12 protein-coding genes and 2 tRNA genes are annotated in these 20,333 nt (G+C 58.3%); 12 read left to right on the top strand and 2 right to left on the bottom strand.

Going from position 1 to position 20,333, the window contains the following annotated elements; genetic code table 11:
- The first annotated feature begins 39 nt into the window (after nucleotides 1–39).
- From UNPA324_RS09540 to UNPA324_RS35075, 6 genes are all read left to right on the top strand, one after another.
- Nucleotides 40–303 (top strand): hypothetical protein, encoded by a 264-nt coding sequence (locus tag UNPA324_RS09540; RefSeq protein ID WP_128918744.1) that lies wholly within the window; start codon nucleotides 40–42, stop codon nucleotides 301–303.
- Nucleotides 304–994: 691 nt separating this feature from the next.
- Nucleotides 995–2,557 carry a 2-isopropylmalate synthase gene (locus tag UNPA324_RS09535; RefSeq protein WP_128918743.1) on the top strand — a complete coding sequence of 521 codons (1,563 nt, stop codon included), beginning with the start codon at nucleotides 995–997 and terminating at the stop codon, nucleotides 2,555–2,557.
- A gap of 320 nt (nucleotides 2,558–2,877) precedes the next feature.
- A complete protein-coding gene (locus UNPA324_RS09525; protein WP_128918741.1) occupies nucleotides 2,878–3,882 on the top strand; it encodes a TRAP transporter substrate-binding protein in 1,005 nt (334 codons plus the stop codon).
- Between the two features lie 196 nt (nucleotides 3,883–4,078).
- Entirely contained in the window at nucleotides 4,079–4,663 is a 585-nt protein-coding gene (locus UNPA324_RS09520; RefSeq protein ID WP_181769343.1) for a Spy/CpxP family protein refolding chaperone, read from the top strand.
- Nucleotides 4,664–4,832: 169 nt separating this feature from the next.
- A tRNA-Lys gene (locus tag UNPA324_RS09515) sits at nucleotides 4,833–4,908 on the top strand.
- Between the two features lie 561 nt (nucleotides 4,909–5,469).
- Nucleotides 5,470–5,564: transfer RNA gene (locus UNPA324_RS35075), tRNA-Glu, on the top strand.
- A gap of 138 nt (nucleotides 5,565–5,702) precedes the next feature.
- Here UNPA324_RS35075 and UNPA324_RS09505 read toward each other — a convergent pair.
- Entirely contained in the window at nucleotides 5,703–6,470 is a 768-nt protein-coding gene (locus UNPA324_RS09505) for an N-formylglutamate amidohydrolase (RefSeq protein ID WP_141934541.1), read from the bottom strand.
- 11 nt (nucleotides 6,471–6,481) lie between these two features.
- Nucleotides 6,482–7,039, bottom strand: a complete 558-nt coding sequence (locus tag UNPA324_RS09500) for an HD domain-containing protein (protein ID WP_141934540.1) — start codon at nucleotides 7,037–7,039, stop codon at nucleotides 6,482–6,484.
- A 128-nt stretch (nucleotides 7,040–7,167) separates the two neighbouring features.
- Here UNPA324_RS09500 and UNPA324_RS09495 point away from each other — a divergent pair, with 128 nt between their 5' ends.
- The 6 genes from UNPA324_RS09495 (at nucleotide 7,168) to UNPA324_RS09470 (ending at nucleotide 20,326) form a co-directional block, all read left to right on the top strand.
- Complete coding sequence (locus UNPA324_RS09495; RefSeq protein ID WP_141934539.1) at nucleotides 7,168–7,599, top strand: hypothetical protein; 432 nt, start codon at nucleotides 7,168–7,170, stop codon at nucleotides 7,597–7,599.
- Between the two features lie 184 nt (nucleotides 7,600–7,783).
- Nucleotides 7,784–10,903: an SNF2-related protein gene (locus UNPA324_RS09490; protein ID WP_141934538.1), complete on the top strand. Its 3,120-nt coding sequence runs from the start codon at nucleotides 7,784–7,786 to the stop codon at nucleotides 10,901–10,903.
- 2 nt (nucleotides 10,904–10,905) lie between these two features.
- Nucleotides 10,906–12,360, top strand: coding sequence for an acetate and sugar kinases/Hsc70/actin family protein (locus UNPA324_RS09485; protein ID WP_141934537.1), 1,455 nt, complete (start codon nucleotides 10,906–10,908; stop codon nucleotides 12,358–12,360).
- Nucleotides 12,361–12,384: 24 nt separating this feature from the next.
- Nucleotides 12,385–16,026 (top strand): ATP-dependent DNA helicase, encoded by a 3,642-nt coding sequence (locus tag UNPA324_RS09480; RefSeq protein WP_141934536.1) that lies wholly within the window; start codon nucleotides 12,385–12,387, stop codon nucleotides 16,024–16,026.
- Nucleotides 16,027–16,102: 76 nt separating this feature from the next.
- Nucleotides 16,103–16,573, top strand: a complete 471-nt coding sequence (gene brxF, locus UNPA324_RS09475) for a BREX-3 system P-loop-containing protein BrxF (RefSeq protein WP_210246760.1) — start codon at nucleotides 16,103–16,105, stop codon at nucleotides 16,571–16,573.
- 27 nt (nucleotides 16,574–16,600) lie between these two features.
- Complete coding sequence (locus tag UNPA324_RS09470) at nucleotides 16,601–20,326, top strand: DUF6079 family protein (RefSeq protein WP_141934535.1); 3,726 nt, start codon at nucleotides 16,601–16,603, stop codon at nucleotides 20,324–20,326.
- The last annotated feature ends 7 nt before the right edge of the window (nucleotides 20,327–20,333 follow it).

Below are 20,333 nucleotides of genomic sequence, written 5' to 3'. Positions count from 1 at the left end.
CACGCAGAAGCCGTCCGGGGGCGATGAACGGAGTTGAGCGTGGCTGGCGTCATCGTATTGATCGTATTGCTGGGGATCGCATTCGCGGCCGGCTATTACACGCGTGAATACATCTCCAACAAACGACGCGCGGAAGCCCGTCGCTGGCGCGAATATACCGAGCCGGATTGGCTCCCCGCCAACGCGCCCGCCAACACCAACGAGATCGCAAGCGCCATCACGGCGATCCCCGTGGTCAACGGCGAGCTCGGCAAGATGCTGGACCGCTGGGAGACGAGGGCCCGCGCCCGCCGCGCGGGGTAGCAATTTTGCGCTGATGCGACGAAGCCATCCGAAGCCATCCAGAGTCTCTCCGCGGAAGGATTCTGGATTGCTTCCGCCTTGCCGAGGCTTCGGCGGACAAGTCGCTACGCTCGCAATGACGGGCGAGAGAGTACGTGCATCGCACTCCACTCTCGTACCCGGACGCAAGTGTAGCGGCCCGGCGATGCGAAGCATCGTCGGGGGTGGTGCGCTGCAGAGCCGGGGGCCGATCTCGCCACGTGCCGTGCTGCCTCCTGGGGTCCCGGACAGCGCTGCAACGCCAGGGCGTTGCAGCGCCGTCCGGGACACGAGGTCCCCAACCAGGTCAGCCCCCTTGACCATCTTTTGGCGTTGCAGTTGCTGCCATTTCTCGTCTAGAAACAGGCGACTGAGCCTCCCGGCAACCAACCGTCAACGGTTTTGACCGAGGATTCCTGGGCTCAAAAGGGTCTGGCAATGCTGATTCGCGGCCAAATCGAGGGGATTTCGCGGGAGGTGGCTCTGGCCGCCGCCACGATCCCGGCCGCGCTGCTGCCCACCCTCCTGATTGGCGGGCTTCTTCTTAGCTGCCCCTGAGGGCCGGCTGGGCGCCATGCGCCTGGGCGCTCAGGGGTTGGTCGAGATCACCGGACACCTCAAGCGCCAGGAACAGACGGTCTGAACGGCGCAAAAGCTCAAAAGGAAATTTGAAATGGCCACCGTGAACAAGTCCGAGAAGGACCGCGTCATCATTTTCGACACCACGCTGCGCGACGGCGAGCAGTGCCCCGGCGCCACCATGACCTTCGAGGAAAAGCTCGAGGTCGCCGAGCTCCTGGACGATATGGGCGTCGACGTCATCGAGGCCGGCTTCCCGATCACCTCGCAGGGTGACTTCGAAGCGGTGAGCGAGATCGCCCGCCGCTCCAAGAATTCAGTTATTGCCGGCCTGTCCCGCGCCCATCCGGCCGACATCGACCGCTGCGCCGAAGCGGTGAAGTTTGCCAAGCGCGGCCGCGTCCACACCGTGATCGCGACCTCGCCGCTGCACATGCGGGTCAAGTTGAACAAGACGCCGGAGCAAGTGCTCGAGACCTCGGTCGCCATGGTCGCCCGCGCCCGCAACCAGATCGACGACGTCGAATGGTCGGCCGAGGACGGCACCCGCAGCGAGATGGACTTCCTGTGCCGCATCGTCGAAGCCGTGATCAAGGCCGGCGCCACCACGGTGAACATCCCCGACACCGTCGGCTACACGGTGCCGGAGGAATACACCCACTTCATGAAGACGCTGATCGAGCGCGTGCCGAACTCGGACAAGGCGGTGTTCTCCGTGCACTGCCATAACGATCTCGGCATGGCGGTCGCGAACTCGCTGGCCGGCATCATCGGCGGCGCGCGCCAGGTCGAGTGCACCATCAACGGCATCGGCGAACGCGCCGGCAACGCTGCGCTCGAAGAGATCGTGATGGCGATCAACGTGCGCAACGACAAATTCCCGTACTGGAACAAGATCGACACCACGCAGCTGACCCGCGCCTCGAAGCTGGTCTCGGCGGCGACCTCGTTCCCGGTCCAGTACAACAAGGCGATCGTCGGCCGGAACGCGTTCGCGCATGAGAGCGGCATCCATCAGGACGGCGTGCTGAAGGACGCCTCGACCTACGAGATCATGCGCCCGGAGATGGTCGGCCTGAAGCAGTCCTCGCTGGTGCTCGGCAAGCATTCCGGCCGCCATGCCTTCGTGCACAAGCTGGAGGAGATGGGCTATAAGCTCGGCCCCAACCAGCTGGAGGATGCGTTCACGCGGATGAAGGCTCTGGCCGACCGCAAGAAGGACATCTACGACGAGGACATCGAGGCGCTGGTCGACGAGGAGATGGCGGCGTCCCACGACCGCATCAAGCTGACCTCGCTGACCGTGATCGCCGGCACCCATGGCCCGCAGCGCGCGACCATGAAGCTCGACGTCGACGGCCAGACCAGGATCGAGGAGGCCGAGGGCAACGGTCCGGTGGACGCGGTGTTCAACTGCATCAAGCGCCTGGTGCCGCACGAGGCCAAGCTGGAGCTGTACCAGGTCCACGCCGTCACCGAAGGCACCGACGCGCAGGCGGAAGTGTCGGTGCGGTTGTCGCAGGATGGCCGCTCGATGACCGCACGCGCGGCGGATCCGGATACGCTGGTGGCCTCCGCCAAGGCCTATCTCGGCGCGCTCAACAAGATCGTCATGAAGCGCCAGCGCGACAATGTGACGACGGCCGCGGCGAGCTGAAGAAACGAAGTTGCGAGTTGTTGCACCTCTTCCGCTCCTGTCCGCCGAAGCCTTGGCGAAGGGGGATGCGGGAGAGGTCGGCGCATAGCGCCGGGTGAGGGCTCTCTCCTCCGAGGGATTGTCCCGTTGTGGAGACACCCTCTCCCCAACCCTCTCCCGCAAGCGGGAGAGGGAGCGCAGCCGTGCGTGCGGCATCCACCATGAATACCTGCCCTGCTAACGGCCAATAGCAGCGAAGGCCGGCGGCCTGTATTGATGCTGCCGGCATGAGGATTGGCTGCCCGCACGCCGGGCGGCCCAAATAGCAACAGGGAGAGAATATGCGCACCTTCGCGATCGCCGCGTCCATCGCGGCATTGGCACTTGGCTTGACCGGGCCGGCGTCGGCGCAATCACCGATCATCATCAAGTTCAGCCACGTCGTCGCCACCGACACGCCGAAGGGCAAGGGAGCGGAGAAGTTCAAAGAGCTGGCCGAGAAATACACCGGCGGCAAAGTCAAGGTCGAGGTCTACCCGAACTCGACGCTGTACAAGGACAAGGAAGAGCTCGAAGCGCTTCAGCTCGGCAGCGTGCAGATGCTGGCGCCGTCCAACTCCAAGTTCGGACCGCTCGGCATCCGCGAGTTCGAGGTGTTTGATCTGCCCTACATCCTGCCCGACCTGAAGACGCTGCGGAAGGTGACGGAAGGGCCGCTCGGCGCAAGGCTGCTCAAGCTGCTGGATGCCAAGGGCATCACCGGCCTTGCCTATTGGGACAACGGCTTCAAGCAGATGAGCGCCAACAAGAAGCTGGTCACGCCCGCCGACTATCAGGGCGTCAAGTTCCGCATCCAGTCCTCGCGCGTGCTGCAGGCCCAGTTCAAGGCGCTCGGCTCGCTGCCCCAGGTGATGGCGTTCTCGGAAGTCTACCAGGCGCTGCAGACCGGCGTGGTCGACGGCCAGGAGAACACCTGGTCGAACATCTATACCCAGAAGATGCACGAGGTGCAGAAGTACATCACCGAGACCAATCACGGCTACATCGGCTACGTCGTGATCGTGAACAAGAAGTTCTGGGACGATCTGCCGGCCGACATCCGCGACCAGCTCACCAAGGCGATGAAGGAAGCGACCGAATTCGGCAACGCGCAGTCGCAGAAGGAGAACGACGACGCGCTGGCCGAGATCAAGAAGAGCGGCAAGAGCGAGATCATCAAGCTCACGCCGGAGCAGAACGAGGCGATGCGCAAGGCGATGGAGCCGGTCTACAAGGATGCCGCGAGCCGCGTCGGCCAACCGCTGATCGACGAATTCCTCAAGGAATCCAAGAGCACGACGAACTGATCCATCCGAACGACGAACCAAGGGCTTCCGTGCGATCTGCACGGAAGCCTTTTTGTTGCGAATGATTTCCGGACTGCGGCTGGAGGTAAAATCGGTCGTTACATCTTGGTAAGGACGCGCTCCCTGTCCAAGTTGTAAGTTGCGCCTCAGCCGCACCGCGCCCATCTTCATGGACGTCCTTCCAGAGGAGGTTCGGATGAGGAAATTCACCATCGCCGCCATCGCCGTGCTCAGCATCGCCGGCTCGGGCGCGGTCTACGCCCAATATCATCACCCGTGGATGGAGCACATCCGCCACATGCGCATGAACCCGGAGGACCGCGCCGCCCTCGTCGACGCGCGGATCGCCGCCGTCCATGCCGGGCTGAAGCTCAATGCCGAGCAGGAGAAGCTGTGGCCGCCGGTCGAGGCCGCCGTGCGGGACTTCGCCAAGCTGCGCATCGACCGCGCCAATGCACGGATGAATGCCGGTCCCAGTGACGCCGACAAGCCGGACGACCCGGTTGCCCGCCTGCGCCAGCGCGCCGACGACATGGGCGCGACCTCGGCGGCTCTAAAGAAGATCGCCGATGCCGCCGATCCGCTCTACAAGACCCTGGACGAGGGCCAGAAGCGGCGCCTCGCGGTGCTGACCCGCCACCGCGGCCCGTTCGGCGGCGGCGAGGACGGCCCGCCCCACCACTTCATGGAGGGCGGCATGGGCCGCATGATGGAGCACTTCCACCACGACCGTTTCGACCGTGATGGCGGCGAGGGACGAGACCGCGAGGGCCGGCTCTGAACAAAGCGGGTTTTTGCGGGGATCAACCCCTGGATTGACCTTGGCGAAGCCGCTGGAATCCAGCGGCTTTTCGCTTTTGGGGGACTGTGGAAAAACCTTCACCGCATCGCTTGCCAGACCCGGATCGCTTTGCTAAACGACCGGCCTCGCAAGGCATTGACCGCCTTTCGGGCGCATAGCTCAGTTGGTAGAGCAGCTGACTCTTAATCAGCGGGTCCCAGGTTCGAGCCCTGGTGCGCCCACCAAATCAATCAAGACTTCAATAGTTTACGAAGCAGGCCTCCAACGTTTGAGCCCACGATCTTGCCCGGGTCACGCGTGGGTCACGCAGATGCGCAACCGATATTCCTTGCGCAATAAGCCGGCCGCTCTTTCTGTGAAGCCAAGGATTCGATTACCTTCCGATCGGAGCTGGAAAAGATGGGAGCACTGGTCTGAGCCCGGGAATCATAATCCTGGGGTCGGGGGTTCGAGTCCCTCCCCCGCTACCAAGAAACCACACGATATCAATATGTTAAACTGGCCGCGTCGACGCAATTCCGGTCTGTAGCGCATTCGTAGCGCCGTGTCGCATGCGAACGGCAATCTAGTCCTTGAGAGCTTCGTAGCTGCACCCTTCGTAGGAAATCTGTTGAGGGCCCTCGTCTTTGCTGCTTGCTCATTCGCTTGAACCAGACTCCTCCATTCCCCGCCCTTGCGCGCCGCAGGTGGAACTTGCCACGCATCCTGACAAAACCCGAGCAATCTAATCCTTGATGATTGGATCGAGGCCGGGTCGCGTACTCCGCGCCGTCCAAGGACTCGGCGCTTGAAGCCAGCGACCATGTCGGCCGCGAACTCGCTTCGGCTGCTCAGCCCTCTCAAGGCTGAAACAGGGGTTCGATTCCCCTAGGGAGCGCCAGCGATATCAAGCGCTTAGTTGGATTTTTGAGCTGCTGGCATAGCGCTTCTCCAACTTTTCTCCAACACGCAAAGCGCACGTTCAGGAGCATGCCGCATTTGCTCGAGCGGCGCGTTTGCAATGCTCTGAGCACTTCATTCATTGCGGATAGTGACCAGCCGCTGCGACCATCGCCGAAACGGCCTGCCTAATCTCGGCGAAGCATGGCAGCTTCTCGCCCGTTTCCTCATTCATATAGAGCCGTCGATTGACCTCGATCATCACAGCTCGGACCCTCGGCTCGCGCCGATAATGCGTTGCAGGAATCAGGGCTCCGGCGAAGGGACGATCGACCAGCACGGAAAAGCCGGCGGCTGACGCCACGGCAACCAGCTCGTCGCGGAGGCGCGCGGGCGTATGCCAATCGTCCGTCCCGATGCAAATACCCGGTCGGGCCGGGTCCTGGTCGGGTTCATGCGGCAGAGGTCGCGACGAGAAGCTGTGGCAATCGACGATGATGCAGCCCCTCCCATCGACAATCAGCTGCGCCACCGAGTCTGTGACCTTCTGATGATGGGGGCGGTACCAGGTCTCGATCAACCGAGCCCGCTCGGCCGCCGTCAGGTGCTCGCGCAGGGGCCGTCCATCCGTCGTCTTCACATAGACGGCGCCCATGCCTCGCGTAGCCATCGGTTCGTCGGCGTCCTCGGGAAATCGTTCGACATCGCAGACCAGACGGCTGACGGGAAAGACCACCCGCGCAGCTTCGAACGGGGTGGGTGCGAACAGCTCGTCGGTGAATGCATCGGTCATGCGAAGCAACTCCGAGGCCAGCGTTCGGTCGTCCGGAGCAAGCTGCGCCCTTTCCTCGGGCGGAATGAGCCGCGAGCTATGGGGGATATGAAGGAGGAGATTTGGCGGTGGCATCTCCGCAGTCCTCAAGTCCGCGAGTTGGGAACGGCTAACGACCGTTCAGCATCCTCGACGGCGCGATCGAACTGCGCCTCTAACCGCGGAGAGGTGCCACGCAAGCCCTGAACGACTTTCTTGGCCCAGTCGATATATTCGAGGCGACGCTTGACGGACCAGTCGGGCGAGGGCGCAAAAGCTATTGCGCGCACGTTGCTCGTCTTATCGGCGAGCTTGATGAGTTTCGCGGCGTCAGATTTTTTCGGGGCGTGCTCGACCTGAAGCCGCTTGCGCTCTGCCTTGTCCAACGACTTATCATCGGTCACCTCGGCGACGATTGCGGCAACCCTGTCGCCGAACTCTCGTGCGATGAGTTCGGAGGGAACCTCCTGGTCTTCGATGGCATCGTGCAATAGAGCTGCAATGACCAACTCGGGATCCGCACCACCGGTCGCATCAGCGACGAGGCTAGCGACTTCGAGCAAATGGTTTATGTAGGGCTCTTGAGCTGAGCCTTTGCGCCGTTGGTGAATGTGCCATCGCGCCACAGCGTCGGCGGCTCTCAGGACCGCAATCCATTCCTTCATGAAAATCCCTCGAACTTCAATTGGAAGTGTAGGTCGATGTAATCGACTTCGACTTTTGGCGCGTTGACCTGCATATCGCACCATGTAAGCCAGCATGTGCCGTATCAACAACGCGAATCACAACAAACATGGCCAACGATAACAAACCATTTTCTGGAGCTCTCATCGAAATCGACTGGGACTTTGAGGAGTCCGTGCCCCCGCTGCGCTGCCCCATTACGGGAGAGATTGTCGCGGTTGGCTACGACCCCGAAACTGGGGAATTTGCCGAAGGGTGTGAGCAGCCTGTGTGGCAGAAGATTCCGACTGTGCTGTTCCACTACATTCCTGAGGTCGGCGAGTTCGATTATATCAAACCAGAACTTCAGAATGAGATTGATCGCACACGCACTGCTATGGGGGAAGGTGCGGAAGACCTCGACGATTTCGAGTTGTTGCAGGATCATGTTGGATCGATTGGTCGAGCGCCGCTGGTCTTTTGTCTTACGACCCACGGCATGGCATGCGGTCCAATTAGTACTTCCATCTACGTTGGATTAGATTTGGCGGCCGCCCGCTAACCCCCTCTATCAGCTTAGTTCGGTGTCAAGGGCGGCCGTTCTACGGATCAAAATGCTGCGCTGCGAAGGTCGACTGGTGCCGTCGTAAGCCTGTCCAACTTTATTCTAACGGCATCCACTCGCAATTTCGTTGGATTCAATCCTAAGTCGTGAGAAGATGCTGTCGGTATGACAGAGTTAATGAATGAGTTCATTCCCATCTGGTCAGGTTGAAGAGGCGATTGATTTTTCGATTCCGGGAATTTCAGTTCGATCGATTTTTGATCCTGCGAAGACAGGCCGCACGACCGGCGAGGTAATTGGCTTTGCAGGCCGACGCTACGCGCGGTTGCGCTTGAAAAGCGGAGAGATAAGTCAGGTCCTCTGCGAACAGCTGGAGCGTGTTCCGGAAGTCGAAACCAGGCTGGACGCGATCGGCGCCCTTCGGCTTGCCGGGCCCGAGCACCTGCACAGGGCGATCCTCACTGAAAAAGTGAAGGGCCGGCTCACAGACGTGTTCTACTCGATGGGCACGGGACACGCGGAATTCTATCCGCATCAGTTCAAGCCTGTACTCAAGCTGGTCTCCTCTACAAGCGGGCGTATTCTCATCGCCGACGAGGTAGGTCTCGGAAAGACTATCGAGGCGATCTACGTTTGGAAAGAACTGCAAGCCCGGCTCGGCTCTCGGAGACTGCTTGTCGTCTGCCCGTCGATGCTGCAGCAGAAGTGGCAGAACGAGTTGCGCAATCGATTCTCGATCGACGCGAATATCGTCGATTCGAAAGGGCTGCTTCAGCAGTTGGAAAGAGCCGCGGAAGACACCACCACTTCTTTCGTTTCGATCGGTAGCCTCGAGGCACTCCGCGCGCGGAGACCCAGGTCGGAAGATACAGAACGCCCGGTCGGCCCTCGGCAACGTCTTGCGGCGTTTATGGCCGAACGTGAATCATCAGATGAAAGCGAACTCATCGATCTCGTGATCATCGATGAAGCGCACTATCTGCGCAATCCCGCGACCGCAGCCAATTATCTCGCGACGCTGTTGGCGAGCGCTTCGTCTCACCTGGTTCTCCTGACTGCGACTCCAATTCAAATCGGGGGCGAGAACCTCTTTCAGTTATTGACCCTGCTTGACGCCGATCGTTACGCCAATCTCGATGTCTTTAATGCGATGAGGCGAGCAAATGCGCCCATTACTGAAGCTCTCAACGCCGTGACGAGAATACCCGCTGACCCGGCTCGCTTCCGGAGTGCGGTTCATGAAGCCCTAAAGAGCCCATTCTTCAATCAGGACCAAGTGCTAAGGCAGCTGGCAATCGAACCAATCGATCTGCGAGCACCGAGCGATCGCACGCGAGTCGCAAGGGTTCTCGAGGGGCGCTCGTTGTTAAGTGATGTGCTCACACGAACGCGGAAACGAGACGTTATTCAGAACCGCGTCATTCGCAACGCCTCGGTCGTCCGGATAGCATTGTCGCCTACCGAGCGTCAGGTCTATGAAACCATAAAGGAGTCACTCCGTGCCCAGGCTTTGTACTCTGCCAGTGCACAGACGTTGATGATCATTGGCCGTCTCAGGCAGCTAGCCAGCTCGATACCTGCGGCCATTAACGGTTGGAAAGATAAAGATACACTTTCAGAGTTGCTCTGGGAGGATCTGGGGATAATCGCAGACGAGGACGAGCAAACCAATTTGGCGCTCGTGAGTGGTGTATCCGAAGTCAACCCTTCATTTGAGCGCGAAGACACCAAATACAAAGAGCTGCTCAAGCTCGTCAAACAGCGTACCACTCAAGACGCGCGTGAAAAGATTATCATCTTTAGTTTTTACCGAGGCACAATTAAGTATCTCGAACGGCGGCTGCGGGCGGATCAGCTCAGCTGCGCAGTCATTCTGGGTGGGATGGGTCCTGAGAAGAATACTGAATTGGAGAGATTCGCTGATCCCAATGGCCCGTCCATTTTGATTTCTTCTGAGGTCGGCAGCGAAGGCATCGATCTTCAGTTCGCGCGGGTGCTGATCAACTACGACCTCCCGTGGAATCCAATGAAGGTTGAGCAGCGCATCGGCCGCATCGATCGACTCGGACAGGCATCAGATCGCATCCATATCATCAGCTTTGTTGTCAAAGACACGATCGAGGAAATCATCCTGGATCGCCTCTTTCAACGGCTGGACATTTTCCGGGAGTCGATCGGCGACCTCGAGGAGATATTCGGCGAGACATTCGATGAGCTCCTCCTCGAATACCTCCGAGACGGATTGAGTGACGAGGATCTCGCGAATCGTCTCGAACAGAATGCAATAGCTGCCGAAGCTCATCGTTTAGATCTCGCGCGGCTGGAAGAAGATGCCCCGGAGCTTGTCGGACACACCGACTTCATCCTTTCTAATATACAGAAAAGTCGAGACGATGGCCGCTGGATCACCGCGAACGACATCGTTGAGTTCATTACGGATGTGCTCGATGAGTTTTTCGTCGGCTCTAGGGTGGAACGACACCCTACGAAAGACAATCTATTCGAACTCTCGTTGAGCACCGACGCCCGTGCTTCGCTCGCCGCATTTATCGACAATGCCAGACCTGCACGTGCCACCCGACTTCATGCGCCGGGGCAGAATGTGGCTGTTGTTTTCGACATTGCGCATCATGTCGACCGGCGGCCAAAGCCGGAACTGATCGATCTCACGCACCCGTTGGTTTTGTGGCTGAGGTCCGAGATCGATCGTCGCGACGCCAAGTCGGCTCCGGCAGTAGCTATCGAGCTGTCGGAACAAAGCACCGATGCGTCTGCCGGGTTGTATGTCTTTGCGAGTGACTTCTGGAGATTGGAAGGTCTGCATCGTCAAGTGGTCGTTCGAAATGCTGTGATGGCCACGCACGATCTAAGCTTGCTTGAACAGGATGCAGCCGAACGTTTGATCCTGAGCGCGGCTCGGTTCGGGAAAAAGGTCGACATGTTTCCGTACGCGGAGATGGCAGATGCGCTGCGGGAAAGCCTTGCGCGTTGCGAGCAGTCACTGCTGGAGCAGTTTAGTGCTGATGCCCATTTCTTCCAGCTTGAAAACGAGCAGCGCGTGCGGCAGGCCGAATTGATCGCAGAGGAGCGCGCAAAGAAGAAGCTCAAGATGCTACAAGAGCGCCTACACAGCCAGCGAACGTCAACCGATGAACGCCGCCGCCGGGCAGCTCAGCTGACTGAAGGTCAGATCAAGCGTTTGATCGCAGATCGCGACCAGCGGCTGGCCCGGATTGCGTTGGCCCGGAATGCCGAGACGGCCAGTCGGCCTGTATCCGGCGGCATCATTCTGGTTCGATAGTCATGTCAGACGATTGGCAAGAAAAGCTGCGCAAGCTGCATGAGCAGCTGTTGAAAGACAAGGGCAGCAATAGTGCGGCTCCTCGCGTGAAGGATAAGGCTAGGGCGGCGGCTCCGGGCGTAGTGGTGCGACCAGCCGCTACGATGCGGATGCCCGCTGTGGAAGCGGTGCTCGGGATTGATTTTGGGACAAGGTTTACGAAAGTCGCGTTATTCTTGCCGCATATTGATCGGCGTATTTTGTTAACGGTTCATGGCGCTGATCGCGTCGTGCCGTCTCGATTGATTTTGGGCGACGATGATCGCCTTTACTCAATAACCTGCGGATCTCAAACAAAGCCGAAGGTGCCTATTGAATATCTAAAGAACAGGTTGGCGGATCCACACGCGGGCGCCTTCGGAGGGTACGTCGAGGTGGGCAAGTATCAGCTCAACCAAATCATCAGGCCAGCGTGTGCATTTTACTTAGCTGATATCCTTCGCCGAGCGGAGGCTGCGGCGCGCACTGCATTCCCGGCAGAGCTATCAAGCAACAGATCGGTGAACTGGTCCGCCAACGTCGGCGTACCAACCAAGCACTATGATAGCGAGATGCTCGGGATCTTCCGAGAAGTAGCTGCTGTCGCCTGGGTGTGGCGGACTAAGCCAGCGGACTCTATATCTGCGGCGAACCTCGCCGCTGAATATGAAAAGACCGCATCCTCGATCAACCTGAAAGACATGCCCATCCAAGTGGCGCCTGAATTGACGGCGGCGCTTGTCCACTTTGCCGAACATCGCAATACACCCTCTGGTGCATATTCCTTCTTTGATATCGGTGGCGGCACCCTGGATGGTTCTGTTTTTCGGCTGAGGCGAGACAACGAGGGGTCGTCCTTCGACATTCTAGCAGCCAATGTCGAAGAGCTCGGGACCATGGCGATCACTCGCAATCTCGTCGCCCATGCCTACAAGTCGATGGCAACTCTTGTTGAACATCCGATCATTCTGGGAGGTGTGTCGCCACAGATCAACATTGCGATCCCCAGACAGATCGAGGAGCGGATCCAAACGTTTTTCTCGACAGTGATTGTTGGCGCCGTGCAGAGGGGACTGTTTCCACCAAGCGCGCAACCCAGTCGCCGGGGACTTAATGAGCCTCCTAAACCTACTCTGCCCGTCCTTGTCGGTGGCGGAGGATGCCGATCTGAATGGTATCAGCGGTTGTTTGTCCGGACCTGTGAAGAGTACAGCCACTCCGCACAGTGGGGTATTGCTGGTTACGATGTGAAGATCGTGCCGCCACCAGCAGGCATCGTTAATGATGACTATCCGCGCTTCGTGATTGCGCTTGGATTGACCAGCCCGAATCTTCATTTCAATCAGTATCGACTGCCGAGCAGATACTCGCCCGTTCCAAATCTACCGGATCGAAAACTGTCAGTTCCCGCTTATGGGGACACTAAGGATTTGACCTAACGGCTGAACTGAATAGGGGGCTCCATGCCGACGCACATTACAGCGCGACTAGCGTGGCACGATGACGGTTGGAACGGCTCGATTTGTCGCCAACCAGAGAAAAACACCTATTGTGTTGGGTGCAAATCATTCCCTGGCGATGTTATCGCGCGCGGTAGAAATCTGGATCGCGAGCTAAAACTTGCAGGGCGTAGTCCAGAAGCTTTCGAAGGCTATGTTCCCCCGTGCTGCTACAGTTACAACGCCTTTGGCCTGAAGGCGGCGCCCGCTGCATCCGATCCCCCGGACTTTTTCTACGGTGGGGCTTCCAGGCATGAATGGGAACTCCCGCCAGCGACGGTGAGCGTATGGCCATACGAGGCAATGTACGCGGAAGAGGTGAAAGCTAAGGGGTTCCTCGACAATGACCACCGTCGTGCCCTCACGCTCGAATTCTTCAAGCCCATACAGGAAGATTGCCGGAAGAACCTGATCTTCTATTACGCCAACTACTCCAATCCATTGTCGGACGAGGAGACGCCTCGCTATGCGCTGATCGGTGTTTCTCGAATTTCCAAAATTGGCGGTGAGCTGAACTACGAGAACGTTTCGGAGAAGACAGCCCAGAAATATGCTGGGGGCATGATTTGGGCGCGGGACATTTCTTCGGCCTATCCCGACGAAGGGCTGCGTCTTCCCTATCATCGTTATCGCGATGATCCTGAGAGATTGGCGCAGATTGCGCTGTTTCCGGAGAATCCCTTCCTTTGCAAGTTCGGCTCGAAGCACGTCAGTGATGACGAAGCCATCGGTCTCCTCGAACAATTCCTCGACAAAGTTCGGTTCTTGAAGGAGCTCGGAGACGATAGCGAGGATTGGTCGGTTCGTGAGACCTGGCTTCTCAAGGTAATTGCAGAACTATGGACGCATCGTGGTCTCTACCCTGGGCTTCTCACAGCGCTCGATGTGGCCGGGGCGCATTCCCTTATCGAGGGCGTTAAATCCATTTGCGCGCGTGGGGAACATCAAAATGCACATAAGGCAGCGTTTGAGGTTCTCGACACGGGTCGAGACAACGTGTTGACAAAAGCGCTTGGTCCAGAAGCGATAAAGAAAATTGCGCGGAACTGGAAGCTGCGGGATGAAGGGTCCCGTGTGCTTCTGCGCGATGTATTGCCTCGCCTGGCCCTCGATGCTGAAACGATGGAAGCAATTGCTTCAAATGATCGGTCAGCTTGTGGCCTTCCGGTCTCTGCACTGGAAATATCCGCTAATCCTTATGTGATTTCGGAAATGTATTGTGGCATCGATGCAAGCGATAGAATTCCTTGGAGCGCCATCGATCGCGGTGTGTTGCCGTCCCCTGATCTCGGCGGCAAACCGCTAGCAGACATCGATTGCAACGATGAGCGGCGGTTTAGGGCGCTATGCGTCGAGCACTTGCGCCGCGAGCCAAAACACACGTTTCGCTTTGCCCGCGAGCTTATTATCGAAATCGCTGAGCGAATGGATCGCCTTCCCGCATGGAAACAGGCCGAATTCACCGAACGCTATTTCGAAGTCGACGCCGACTTCCTCTCGGCCGCATTGACGCTCCGGCCTCTTGAACCGGGATTGGCGATTTACCTGAAATCAGTGTTCGAGGATGAGAGGTTGGTCGAAGCCACCCTCCGCGACTTGGTGTCGAGGCCGGACATCGATTTACGTCGCCCTATCACTGACTCTGATTGGTCATCATGGGTGTATAAGCCTGACAGTCTGCTAGCTCTTAAAGCTTCGTCTGAATACCGCGAAGCCACAGCTGAGCAGGCCGAGGTCTGTGGTCGCCTGTTTCGTCGCCCGGTTTCCGTCGTTACAGGGCCAGCCGGAACGGGCAAGACAACCGTCATCGAAGCGCTGGTCCGTGCGGTCCGACGATCGGAGGGTGACGGTGCGTCGGTCCTGGTCTTGGCGCCCACTGGAAAGGCCGCTGATCGCGCTCGTGAGGTATTTGAACAGTCCTCGTTGCAGCGCGTTGAGACGGTCACTGTTCATTCATTCCTCGCCTCGAATGGTTGGCTGGAGAACAATCTTACGTTCAAGCGCCGGGGAGGAAAACGAGCCGAAGTCGGCACACTCGTGCTTGACGAAGCCTCGATGTTAGATCTTGAGCTCGCCGCTGCGCTGTTTCGGGCTATCGATTGGCAGCATATCCGTCGGCTCATTCTCGTTGGCGACGCCAGTCAGCTGCCGCCCATCGGGCGCGGTCGGGTGTTCGCCGACGTAATCGCATGGCTGCGTGTCGAGTACCAGGACAGCTTGGGCCGACTTGAGCGTAACCTCCGGCAGCTGCGCAACAAAGCGGAGGGTCAAGGAACAGCCATCGTTGCTCTGTCCGAATTGTTCATTATCGACGATGAGAATAAGGCGAGTGGCGGCAACGATGCATCAACCCGGTCTGACCAGGAGGAATTGATCTCACGTATCCATGCCGGCGGCCAGGTCGACCGAGATCTTGATGTGATTTACTGGGATGCTCCAGAAAAGCTAGCCGAGACCTTGATCGATGCGCTCGAAGTCAAAATGAAGAGCGAAGTTTCAGTGGATGGTGAACCTTTCCGGCTATGGCGGGCGTCTCTGAAAGACGATCCCACAGCATTTCAGATTTTGACGCCGCATCGAGGCGAAATGCATGGTGTCGAGGCTCTCAACGAAGCATGCCAAAATCGTATCGCCCGGAATTTAATCGAACGGGTTGGAGCTGTCGATGGCATCACGCTTTTTGACAAGGTGATCCAGACGCGAAATCGACCGAAGTCGAATATGATATGGGCCTACGACGCAGCGAAGCGCGCGCAGCTGAAAGTGGAGGTATTCAACGGCGAAATCGGAACCGTGGGTACCATGGGCCTCGACGCTAAGGTCTGGAAGACATTGAGTTCGGGGTTCGGTCCGCGGCTCAAGCGATTTGCCGTGCAGTTCACCCGCAAGCCAGGCATCACGGTTGGATATGGTCGCGAGGTGCCGACGGGTGATAAATATCCTCGAAACGAAAGTGTCGAACAAAACCTCGAGCTCGCCTATGCTGTATCAATTCACAAAGCACAGGGGAGCGAGTTCGCTCATACCTTCGTGGTCATTCCGTCAAGTTTGGCGCGACCAGTGTCCGCCGAATTGGTCTACACTGCGCTGACGCGTGCGAGTCGGCACTGCACTCTACTGATCCAACGCGACATCAATAGCCTGCTTGATGCTCGCCGTCGCGAAAATGCGCAAACGCCGCAGATCAATTCGTATTTGTTCGCCATGCATGTTGCGAAAGAGGTTCTAACGAACCGGCGGAGCTGGTACGAATCGGGCAAGATTCATGAAGCCTTGAGCGGGGACATGCTCCGTTCGAAATCGGAAGTTATTATCGCGAATCTACTACACGAACGAGACATCCCCTTCCGCTACGAACAGCCTCTTTTTGCAGGAGACGGGACTCTTCGGTTGCCCGACTTCACGATCACCTGGCGAGGCGAGACTTACTATTGGGAGCACCTCGGCTTGCTGGAACAAACCAAATACTCTGAGGAATGGGAACGCAAGCGCGCTTGGTACGACAGGTGGTTTCCGGGGAAGCTTCTGACCACCGAGGAAGGTGCACACCTCAGCAAAGCCGCGGCAGTTACGATTCAACAGATCGTCGCGGGGCGGCCAAGTTAGTTTTTTAGAAGTGGGAGCGAAAAAGCTTGGGGGCGTTTGAAAGTGCCCGGCCTGCTCCGATCCTGGAGGCATCATCGTGATTTCCGAGGAGACGCTTGGCCGGCTCGAACGACTAGTGGACGAGATCGAAAGCCTCAACTGCAAGCTCGTGCTTGTGATCGGCCGCTCCGACGCGGGCAAGACAGAGCTCCTTGCGGAACTAGCCAAGCGCCGTCAGACATCGTCCCTAAGCGTCGGCGCAGCCCTTGGAAAGGCGCTCCTGTCTGTCCCTGCTTCCCGCCGACACCTACAGGCGCCAGATCTTCTTCGAGAGATGACTGGCAACAGCGCGGCCAACGGGTTGATCCTCCTCGATGACATCGAAGTACTTTTCGATCGGACTTTGCGGCTCAATCCACTTGATTTGCTAAGGCGAAATGCTCAAACACGACGTGTCGTTGCGTCGTGGCCCGGAGAGCTTCAGAATAACCGGCTTTCATACGCTGCGATGGGGCATCCAGAACATCAAGACTACGATGCCGAAGGTATCGTTGCGTTCAGAATGTAATGTAGCTGACTGGGGAAAGAATTCTCGATGCGCTATAATGATCTCATTCAGTTTGAGCCGATCGAATCGGTCATTCAGCTCCTTGATGCGAACCGCCCGGACGAGGCGAGAAAGTTGGTCGCGACCTACGTCATCTCCGATGACATGGCTGAGCGGATCACCAAGCAGATCATCCCTCAACTTTCCTTCGACGAGTCGGTGGACCACAAAGGTGTTCTGATAGTCGGCAACTACGGCACTGGTAAGTCCCACCTGATGTCCGTGCTGTCGCTGGTGGCAGAGGACGCAAAATACGTTCCGGCAATCCGCCACCCAAAGGTTGTCGATGCGGCAAGCGCCATTGCCGGAAAGTTCAAAGTCCACCGCATCGAAATCTCGAGCCAGATGTCTCTGCGGGACATCATTACGCAGCAGCTGGAGCTATTCCTCGAAAAGCATGGCGTCGCTTTCAGCTTCCCACCCGCCGGCAAAGTGATCAACAACAAGGCGGCCTTCGAGGAGATGATGGCGGCCTTCGCCGAGGTTCACCCGAACCATGGCGTCCTTCTCGTCGTCGATGAATTTCTGGAATACCTGCGGTCTCGCCGGGACCACGATCTGGTGCTCGATCTCTCCTTCCTGCGAGAAGTTGGCGAAGTCACAAAGCATTTGCGCTTTCGGTTCGTCGCGGGCGTGCAGGAAGCGATCTTCGATAGCAGCAGGTTCCAACACGTCGCGGACAGCCTCCGCCGCGTGAAGGACCGCTTCACGCAGGTCCTTCTAGCCCGCCAGGACGTAAGCTTCGTTGTCGCCGAGCGGCTCCTGAAGAAATCGGCCGATCAGCAGAACAAGATCCGCACCTATCTGACACCGTTTGCGAAGTTTTATGGCTCGATGAACGAGCGCATGGACGAGTATGTTCGGCTCTTTCCCGTTCATCCGGACTACATTGGCACGTTCGAGCGACTCGTCTTTACAGAGAAGCGCGGCGCGCTGGTGACCCTTAGAGATCAAATCCAAGCGATCCTGGACAACGATGTCCCAAAGGACCGTCCTGGGCTGATCGGCTTCGACCAGTTCTGGGAGACGGTGACGTCCAACTCAGTGTTGCGGGCCGATCCGAACATCGGCCCTGTTCTCAAGGTGTCAGAGGTTCTGGCCGAGCGTGTGCGCAAGGCATTCACAAGGCCCGCCTACCGGCCGATGGCGCTGCGCATCATCGACGGCCTGTCTGTGCATCGCTTGACGACCGGCGGCGACATCTACGTCCCGATTGGTCCAACGGCTGAAGAGCTTCGCGACACGCTGTGCCTCTTCCAGCCAGGAATCGAGGATATGGGCGGCGACCCTGCCGCGGATCTTCTCTCGCTTGTGCAAACCGTACTGCGCGAGACGCTCAAGACCGTCAACGGCCAGTTCATTTCGAAGGCGCCTGACACGGAGCAATACTACCTCGATCTGAAGAAGGACGTGGACTACGATGCCCAAATCGAGAAGCGCACAGAAGCGCTATCGGATGATGTGCTCGACCGCGCGTACTACGGCGCGATTCGTCAGTTGATGGAGCGGACGGATGAGACCACTTACGTCACCGGCCACCTGATCTGGCAGTATCAGGTCGAATGGCAGGATCGTCGTGTTGATCGCAACGGCTACCTATTCTTCGGGGCTCCGAACGATCGGCCTACCGCTCAGCCCGAGCGCGATTTTTACATTTACTTCATCCAGCCATTCGAGCCGCCGCGCTTTCGTGATGAGAATAAGCCCGACGAGGTGTTCTTTCGTTTGAAGGGTCTCGATGACGCCATCCGGCGGCACCTGTCCTTCTATGCCGCTGCACAGGATTTGGCTTCAACCGCCAGCGGCGGAGCAAAGGCCATCTACCTCGAAAAGGCTAAGGATGCCCTGCGGGATATGAGCAAGTGGCTGCAGGAAAAGCAGATGACCGCCTACGAGGTCACCTATCAGGGCAAGACGAAGACCCTGCAAGAATGGACCAAGGGAGTGTCCCTTCGCGACAAAGCCCGACTGGGGCCGGAAGAGCGGATCAACTTCCGAGACGTTGTGAACGTCATCTCTGGCCTCGCGCTCAACAACCAGTTCCGCGAAGTGTCGCCGGAGTATCCAACCTTTTCAGTCCTGGTCACCGAATCCAATCGACGGCAATTGGTGAGTAATGCGCTCAAGGCGCTCGCTGGCGGCACGCGGACGAAAGACGCCGTTGGAGTGCTCGACGCCTTAGAAATGCTGGACGGCGATCGCATCGACCCGACCCATTCCCGCTATGCGCAAGAAGTTCTCTCCCGGCTGAAGGCCAAAGGACACGGCCAGGTGCTCAATCGCGGCGAACTGTTAAGCGGCCCCACTGATGTAGAATACTTTGCGCCCCTAAAATTCCGCCTCGAACCGGACCTTCTCGTCGCGGTCCTCGGCGGGCTCGTCTATTCCGGCGACATCGTGTTGGCGATTACCGGCGACAAGGTCGACTCGGGCAAGATTACGCTGCTCGCAGAGCGACCGCTCGACGAGCTGAAGCAGTTCAAGCACGTCGAGGCCCCGAAGGAGATCAATGTCGCGGTCCTTCGGTCTCTGTTCGAGCTGCTGGCGCTATCTCCGGGGCTCGCGCAGCTTGCTACCCAGGGGTCCGAGGAGCCCGTGAAGCAACTGATGGAAGCTGTCGGCGGATTGGTAAAACGCGTCCTCAACGTCACGACTGACATGCAGAACCGGCTTACTTTCTGGGGGCAGCCGCTGCTGCGCGAAGAGGAGATCCTCGACTGGCGCGGTAGGTTGGATGCGCTAAAGGGGTTCACGGAAAGCCTGTCGCCCTACAACACCGCCGGCAAGCTCAAGAACCTGCGCGTCGGATCGGACGACATCGAAGCGCAGAAGAAAAATCTCGATGTTCTCTCCGCAGTCGAGCGGATGTTGGAGATGATCGCTGAACTAGGGGCAACGGCGAGCTATCTGTCGCAAGGTGAGATGGTGCTTTTGCCCGACGATGCGTGGGCGAAGAAGGCTCAGGAAACCCGCAAGCAGGTGCTCGAAAAACTGGCACAGGATCGGACCGCGCAGCATGTGACCGAATACCGCCAGACGCTCGCACAGCTCAAGAAAAATTACGTCACCGCGTACATTGGCCAGCACAGCAAAGCACGCTTGGGCGTCGCAGAGGAAAAGAGCAAGTCAGCGCTGCGTAAGGATCCACGGCTTGTCGCCATGCGCGCCCTGGCCGGGATCTCCCTTATGCCAACCAGCCAACTTACCGGCTTCGACGACAAACTCGACAAGTTGAAGAGCTGCGCCGCCCTTGTGGAGTCAGAGCTTTCCGCGAGCCCTGTCTGCCCGCATTGCCAGTTCAGGCCTTCCAGCGAACAGGGTGATCTGTTACCCGCCGCCAATGTGCTCAAGCAGCTCGACGAGGAACTCGAAAAGCTTCTCGAAAACTGGGTCCAGACGCTGGTCGAAAACCTCGAAGACCCGATCATCCAGTCAAATTTCGAGCTCCTGAAGACGTCATCGCGCAAAATTGTGAGCGGCTTTTCGGAAAACAAGACGCTCCCGGATATCGTGACGCCCGAGTTCGTGGCGGCAATCCAGGAAGCGCTGTCGGGATTGGAGAAGATTAGCGTCTCCGGCGACGACATCAAGAAGGCACTCCTTCAGGGCGGTTCACCGGCGACGCCCGAAGATCTGCGTAAGCGCTTCGAAGCGTTCCTGACCGACCGCTGCAAGGGCAAAGACACCAGCAAGCTTCGCTTCATCGTGGAGTGAGCCGCGA

Source organism: Bradyrhizobium sp. UNPA324 (assembly GCF_006658635.1).
GTDB classification, from domain to species: domain Bacteria; phylum Pseudomonadota; class Alphaproteobacteria; order Rhizobiales; family Xanthobacteraceae; genus Bradyrhizobium; species Bradyrhizobium nanningense.
The sequence above is the reverse complement of the archived record's forward strand: the minus strand, read 5'-3'. Positions and strand labels throughout refer to the sequence as shown.